Origin of the sequence: Micromonospora sp. NBC_00898 (assembly GCF_045207895.1) — a bacterium.
Lineage (GTDB): Bacteria > Actinomycetota > Actinomycetes > Mycobacteriales > Micromonosporaceae > Micromonospora.
In genome coordinates, this window is the sequence record NZ_CP108775.1 from 7,332,497 (window position 1) to 7,338,496 (window position 6,000).

General features: G+C 70.0%; 7 protein-coding genes. 5 read left to right on the forward strand and 2 right to left on the reverse strand.

Going from position 1 to position 6,000, the window contains the following annotated elements:
- Positions 1-98: 98 nt before the first annotated feature.
- From OG799_RS35620 to clpX, 3 genes are all read left to right on the forward strand, one after another.
- Positions 99-740 (forward strand): ATP-dependent Clp protease proteolytic subunit, encoded by a 642-nt coding sequence (locus OG799_RS35620; protein WP_406041761.1) that lies wholly within the window; start codon positions 99-101, stop codon positions 738-740.
- A 10-nt stretch (positions 741-750) separates the two neighbouring features.
- A complete protein-coding gene (locus OG799_RS35625; protein WP_406041763.1) occupies positions 751-1,413 on the forward strand; it encodes an ATP-dependent Clp protease proteolytic subunit in 663 nt (220 codons plus the stop codon).
- Between the two features lie 209 nt (positions 1,414-1,622).
- Positions 1,623-2,918 carry an ATP-dependent Clp protease ATP-binding subunit ClpX gene (clpX, locus tag OG799_RS35630; RefSeq protein WP_200214942.1) on the forward strand — a complete coding sequence of 432 codons (1,296 nt, stop codon included), beginning with the start codon at positions 1,623-1,625 and terminating at the stop codon, positions 2,916-2,918.
- A gap of 24 nt (positions 2,919-2,942) precedes the next feature.
- Here clpX and OG799_RS35635 read toward each other — a convergent pair whose 3' ends face one another.
- On the reverse strand, positions 2,943-3,569 hold the full coding sequence (locus OG799_RS35635) for a helix-turn-helix domain-containing protein (RefSeq protein ID WP_406041766.1): 627 nt from the start codon (positions 3,567-3,569) through the stop codon (positions 2,943-2,945).
- A gap of 41 nt (positions 3,570-3,610) precedes the next feature.
- Here OG799_RS35635 and OG799_RS35640 point away from each other — a divergent pair, with 41 nt between their 5' ends.
- Complete coding sequence (locus tag OG799_RS35640) at positions 3,611-4,444, forward strand: EamA family transporter (protein WP_406041768.1); 834 nt, start codon at positions 3,611-3,613, stop codon at positions 4,442-4,444.
- A 40-nt stretch (positions 4,445-4,484) separates the two neighbouring features.
- Positions 4,485-5,282 (forward strand): carbon-nitrogen hydrolase family protein, encoded by a 798-nt coding sequence (locus OG799_RS35645; protein ID WP_406041770.1) that lies wholly within the window; start codon positions 4,485-4,487, stop codon positions 5,280-5,282.
- A gap of 6 nt (positions 5,283-5,288) precedes the next feature.
- Here OG799_RS35645 and OG799_RS35650 read toward each other — a convergent pair whose 3' ends face one another.
- Positions 5,289-5,516 carry a hypothetical protein gene (locus OG799_RS35650; RefSeq protein WP_406041772.1) on the reverse strand — a complete coding sequence of 76 codons (228 nt, stop codon included), beginning with the start codon at positions 5,514-5,516 and terminating at the stop codon, positions 5,289-5,291.
- Positions 5,517-6,000: the final 484 nt, after the last annotated feature.

Consider the following 6,000-nt stretch of genomic DNA (forward strand, 5'->3'; position numbering starts at 1 on the left):
ACAACTGCGCTGAGAGCGAACAGTGCCCCGACCGGGAGTGCGCCCCCCGGCTGAGCGGTTAGTGTCGGGTAGGACGGTACGGAGAGCGAAGGGCTGCCATGACCGACATGCACATCCCAGCGAAGCCGCTACGGGCGATCGAGGCCCGCGGAGGCGACACCATTGGCAACCTCGACGACTCGGTCTACAACCGGTTGCTCAAGGAGCGGATCGTTTTCCTGGGCAGCGAGGTGACCGACCAGGTCGCCAACCGCATCTGCGCGCAGCTGCTGCTGCTCGCGGCGGAGGACCCGGACCGCGACATCAACCTCTGGATCAACTCGCCGGGTGGCTCGGTCTACTCCGGCATGGCGATCTACGACACCATGCAGTTCATCGACAACGACGTGTCGACCGTGGCAATGGGCATGGCGGCCTCGATGGGCCAGCTGCTGCTCTGCGCGGGCACCAAGGGCAAGCGGTACGCCCTGCCGCACGCGCGGATCATGATGCACCAGCCGTCGGGTGGCCTCGGCGGCACCGCGTCGGACATCGCGATCCAGGCGGAGCAGATGCTCTACACGAAGCGGATGTTCCAGGAGCGGGTCGCCTTCCACACCGGCCAGAGCCAGGCGCAGATCGAGGCGGACTCGGACCGGGACCGCTGGTTCACCGCCCAGGAGGCGATGGACTACGGCTTCATCGACAAGGTGATCATCGGGGCCGCTCAGGTTCCGGATGGCGCCGGGACCCTGAGCTGAGGAGCTGACGATGACCGATCTGAGCCTGCCGCCCCAGTTCGCGGCCGTGCACAACCGCTACGTGCTGCCGTCGTTCGTCGAGCGCACGTCGTACGGGGTCAAGGAGTCGAACCCGTACAACAAGCTCTTCGAGGACCGGATCATCTTCCTCGGTGTGCAGGTGGACGACGCGTCGGCCAACGACGTGATGGCCCAGCTGCTGACGCTGGAGGGCACCGACCCGGACCGCGACATCATCATGTACATCAACTCGCCCGGTGGTTCGTTCACCGCCATGACGGCGATCTACGACACCATGCAGTACGTCCGGCCGGACATCCAGACCGTCTGCCTGGGCCAGGCGGCCAGCGCGGCGGCGGTGCTGCTCGCGGCGGGCACTCCGGGCAAGCGGATGGCGCTGCCGAACTCCCGGATCATCATCCACCAGCCGGCCACCGAGGGCGGCTACGGTCAGGGCTCGGACATCGAGATCCAGGCCCGGGAGATCCTGCGGATGCGGACCCAGCTGGAGGACATGCTCTCCCGGCACTGCAACCGCCCGACCGACCAGGTCCGCAAGGACATCGACCGGGACAAGATCATGACGGCCGAGGAGTCCAAGGAGTACGGGCTGGTCGACACGATCCTGACCAGCCGCAAGAAGGGCCTGCTGGCGGCGAACGCCGCGAGCTGAGCAACATCGGGTCGGAGGTCGGCCGCGGATCCGTTCCCGGCCGACCTCTGACACACCCGTTTTGGGGGTCGGAGAAACCTCCGCCAGCGGGTAACGTCGGGTCTGTGCCGCTTCGCTGGGTCGGACCGGCGGGGCAGACAGACGGACGGGCGCCCGGCGCCCGCAGGTCAGGGCCGGCGTACCGGCCGACGAGTGCAGGGAGAACGTAGGTGGCACGGATCGGTGACGGTGGCGACCTACTGAAGTGCTCCTTCTGCGGTAAGTCGCAGAAGCAGGTCAAGAAGTTGATCGCGGGCCCCGGGGTCTACATCTGTGACGAGTGCATCGATCTCTGCAACGAGATCATCGAAGAGGAGCTGGCCGAGTCCGGCGAGGTGAAGTGGGAAGAGCTTCCCAAGCCGATGGAGATCTGCCAGTTCCTCGACAACTACGTGGTCGGCCAGGACCAGGCCAAGAAGGCGCTCGCGGTCGCGGTCTACAACCACTACAAGCGGATCCAGGCCGAGGCGGCCGGCGCGCCGGGTTCCGGCAGCGACGCCGTCGAGCTGGCCAAGTCCAACATCCTGCTGCTCGGTCCCACCGGCTGCGGCAAGACGCACCTGGCGCAGACCCTGGCCCGGATGCTGAACGTCCCGTTCGCGATCGCCGACGCCACCGCGCTCACCGAGGCGGGCTACGTCGGCGAGGACGTGGAGAACATCCTCCTCAAGCTGATCCAGGCCGCGGACTACGACATCAAGCGCGCCGAGACCGGGATCATCTACATCGACGAGGTCGACAAGATCGCCCGCAAGTCGGAGAACCCGTCGATCACCCGGGACGTCTCCGGCGAGGGCGTGCAGCAGGCGCTGCTGAAGATGCTGGAAGGCACGGTGGCCAACGTGCCGCCACAGGGCGGGCGGAAGCACCCGCACCAGGAGTTCATCCAGATCGACACGACCAACGTGCTGTTCATCTGCGGTGGGGCCTTCGCCGGGCTGGATCAGATCATCGAGGCCCGGACGGGTTCCGGCGGCACCGGCTTCGGCGCCCGGCTCCGGTCGGTCTCCGAGCGGTCGACCGACGACATCTTCAGCCAGGTCATGCCGGAGGACATGCTCAAGTTCGGGCTGATCCCGGAGTTCATCGGCCGGCTCCCGGTGATCACCAACGTGCGCAGCCTCGACCGCTCCGCGCTGGTGCGGATCCTGACCGAGCCGCGCAACGCCCTGGTCCGGCAGTACCAGCGCCTCTTCGAGCTGGACGGCGTCGAGCTGGAGTTCGAGCAGCCGGCCCTGGAGGCGATCGCCGACCAGGCGATGCTCCGCGGCACCGGCGCCCGGGGCCTCCGGGCGATCATGGAGGAAGTCCTGCTCTCCGTGATGTACGAGGTGCCGAGCAACCCGGACGCCGCCCGCGTGCTGATCACCCGCGAGGTGGTCCTGGAGAACGTCAACCCGACGATCGTGCCCCGCGAGTTCACCGGTCGCCGGGCCCGTCGGGACCGCGAGGAGAAGTCCGCCTGATCTCCGTACCGACCGCGTCCGGGATCATTCCGGGCGCCGTCGGCGTGAGCGGGTCCTCCGGTCCCATTCGCCCGACGGGGTGACGACCACCATCACCAGCCGCACCGGCTCGTCGCCGGCGTTGCGGTAGCCGTGTTCCCGGTCGGCGTGGAACTCGATCGTCTCCCCGGCCCGTACGAGGTGCGCGTCGCCGTCGACGACCACCGTCGCCGTGCCGGTCAGGACGTGCAGCACCTCCCGGGTGCCGCGGGGGTGGTCGGGGGAGTGATGCGTCTCGCCCGGCTCCAGCCGCCAGTCCCAGAGCTCGACCAGGTCCGGCTCGCCCAGGCCGCTGAGCAGCTGGGCGCTTCCACCGTGCTCGCCCCGCCAGAGCACCGGCGCCTCGCCGGCGGCGGTGGTCCGCACGGTGCTCTCCTCGGCCGGCTCGAGGAGCTGGGCGATGTTGACCCCGAAGGCGTCCGCGACCCGGCAGAGCGTGCCGATGCTCGGGTTGGTCCGGGCCCCTTCGATCTGCACGAGCATGCCCTTGCTGACCCCGGACCGGCCCGCCAGCTCCTCAAAGGACCAGCCGCGGGTGGCCCGCAGTTCGCGTACCTGCCGCGCGACGGCGGACGTCACCGCGCTCACCCGCCCGGCACTGGCGTCGGTCATCACACTATCCTTCGCGGTTAATATTGTGGTACGACATTCGGATGTTCCCCATTGTGCTCGCAGCAGTGTCCGCAGTCGCGTTCGGCACGGCCGACTTCTCCGGCGGAAAGGCGTCCCGCCGGGCCGCCCCGATCGCCGTCACCGTGGTCTCACAGCTGCTGAGCGTCCCGCTGCTGCTCGCGCTCGTGCTGGTGGTGCCTGGCACGCCACACACCGTCGACATGGTGTGGGGCCTGCTCGCCGGGGTGGCCGGCGCCGCGGGCGTGGTGCTGCTCTACCGCGCCCTCGCCGGCGGGATGATGGCGGTCGTCGCGCCGGTCACCGCGATCACGGCCGCCCTGGTGCCGATCGTCGCCGGCCTGATCACCGCCCACTCGCCCGGCACCCTCGCACTCTGCGGCGCCGGCCTCGCCGTGCTGGCCATCGCCCTGGTCAGCCTGGGGGAGGGCGGGGTCTCCGGGGCGGTGTCCCCGCGCGTCGTGGGGACGGCCCTCGGCGCGGGCGCGCTCTTCGGCGTCTTCTTCGCCCTGCTGGGCCAGGCCGACGAGGACGCCGGCATGTGGCCGGTGCTGGCCGTGCGGTTCAGCTCGATCGGCTTCGGGCTCGCGCTGGCCGCGCGCGCCGGAGTGAGCCTGCGGCTCGGGCCCCGGGTTTGGGGCTGGGCCGCCGCGGCCGGTCTGCTTGACTCCGCGGCGAACGCGCTCTACCTGGCGGCGGCGAGCCGTGGTCACCTGAGCATCGTGGCAGCCATCGCCGCGCTGTACCCGGCGAGCACCGTGCTCCTCGCGCTCGCCGTGGACCGGGAGCGGCTGCGCCCGGCGCAGGTCGCCGGTCTGGGTTTCGCCGCGGGGGCCCTGGTCCTGGCCAGCCTCTGAGCCCTGTCGCCGACCGTCGCCCGTCCGTACGCTGAACCCCATGCGCGTCGCCGTCTGCCAGCTCAACGCCCGCGACGACCGGGCGGCGAACCTCGCCGCCGCCGAGGCCCTGCTGGTCCGGGCCGCGGCGGCCGGCGCCGACCTCGCCGTCCTCCCCGAGTACGTGGACTACCTCGGACCGGCGAAGGGCATGCCGGAGCCCGAGTCGGTGGGCGGCGTGGTGGGGGACTTCTTCGCCGCCGTCGCGCGCCGGCTCGGCATCTGGGTGGTTGCCGGCTCCTTCCACGAGGCGGGCCCCGATCCGGAGCGCACCTGGAACACCTCGCTCGTCTTCGACCGTACGGGCGCCCTGGCCGCCAGCTACCGGAAGATCCACCTGTACGACGTGGAGATCCCGGGCCGGGTGTCGTACCTCGAATCGGCGACCGTGGCGCCGGGGGACCAACCGGTGGTGGTCGACGTCGAGGGCCTGCGGGTCGGCCTGTCGATCTGCTACGACCTGCGCTTCCCCGAGCTGTACCGGCAGCTCGCAACCGACGGCGGCGCGCAGCTCCTCGTGGTCCCTGCGGCGTTCATGATGCACACCGGGCGGGACCACTGGGAGGTCCTGCTGCGCGCCCGGGCGATCGAGAACCAGTGCTTCGTCGCGGCCGCCGGCCAGATCGGCGACCATGAGCCGGGGCGGACGTGCTTCGGGCGCAGCATGGTGGTGGACCCGTGGGGGACGGTGCTGAGCCAGGTGCCGGACGGCCCGGGACTCGCCGTCAGCGACCTGGACCTGGATCGGCTCCGCACGATCCGGGCGGAGCTGCCGAGCCTCGCGAACCGGCGGCTCTGAGGGCGGTCAGCTCTCCAGCAGTACGCCGACGACGGTGAAGCCGGCGATCGCCGCGGCGGTGATGAGCAGGGCGGTGGTCATCCGGGAGGGGCCCCGTCGGGCCAGCCGCCCGACCGACGCCACGACGACGAAGAGCACGAACCCGCCGATGACCAGTTGCCAGAAGGGCAGCAGAAGCCCGAGCAGCGCTTCCTCGGCGAGCGGGGCCGCCGCAACCCGGGACACGTCATCCATGCCAGACACTCTGGCACGGCGGGACCGCCAATGGCCCCTCCGCCGGTCGGCTGGGTGATCGCCGGCCTCCTTGAATTAATGATCAACGTTGATTTGCCTTCTCGGGGCCATCCGCGTAACTTTCTCTCTGCACGCGGGAGGCCGGACACACCGGCCGAGAGCGGGCGCCAGGCTCGTGGCGGAGACGCCGAGCGAGACTGAGGATTCGGGCGGTGCGAGACACTCCGAGAAACACGGAGTTGCGAACGCGAAGCCGACCGGGTAGAGTTCGAAGGCCGGCAGGGAGCCGGGCGGGTGGCCGCGAGAGCGGCGATCGGCCGGTCTGCCGCTTCCCACGACAGAAACGACCGCCGGGTACGGCGTGCGTGAGCGTGGATCGAACCGAACCAAGTTGATCACCTCGGACACGAGGTTGACAACGAAGATCGGACCGAGTAAGTTAGAGGGGTTGCCCCGGACGGGGGCTCTACGGAGTAGAGCTTTT

What these genes read in the sequence shown, in the direction of transcription:
- OG799_RS35635 (WP_406041766.1), bottom strand. Translation starts at nt 3,569, where the DNA reads ATGACCGACGCCAGTGCCGGGCGGGTGAGCGCGGTGACGTCCGCCGTC.
- OG799_RS35645 (WP_406041770.1), top strand. Translation starts at nt 4,485, where the DNA reads ATGCGCGTCGCCGTCTGCCAGCTCAACGCCCGCGACGACCGGGCGGCG.
- OG799_RS35650 (WP_406041772.1), bottom strand. Translation starts at nt 5,516, where the DNA reads ATGGATGACGTGTCCCGGGTTGCGGCGGCCCCGCTCGCCGAGGAAGCG.
- OG799_RS35625 (WP_406041763.1), top strand. Translation starts at nt 751, where the DNA reads ATGACCGATCTGAGCCTGCCGCCCCAGTTCGCGGCCGTGCACAACCGC.
- OG799_RS35640 (WP_406041768.1), top strand. Translation starts at nt 3,611, where the DNA reads ATGTTCCCCATTGTGCTCGCAGCAGTGTCCGCAGTCGCGTTCGGCACG.
- OG799_RS35620 (WP_406041761.1), top strand. Translation starts at nt 99, where the DNA reads ATGACCGACATGCACATCCCAGCGAAGCCGCTACGGGCGATCGAGGCC.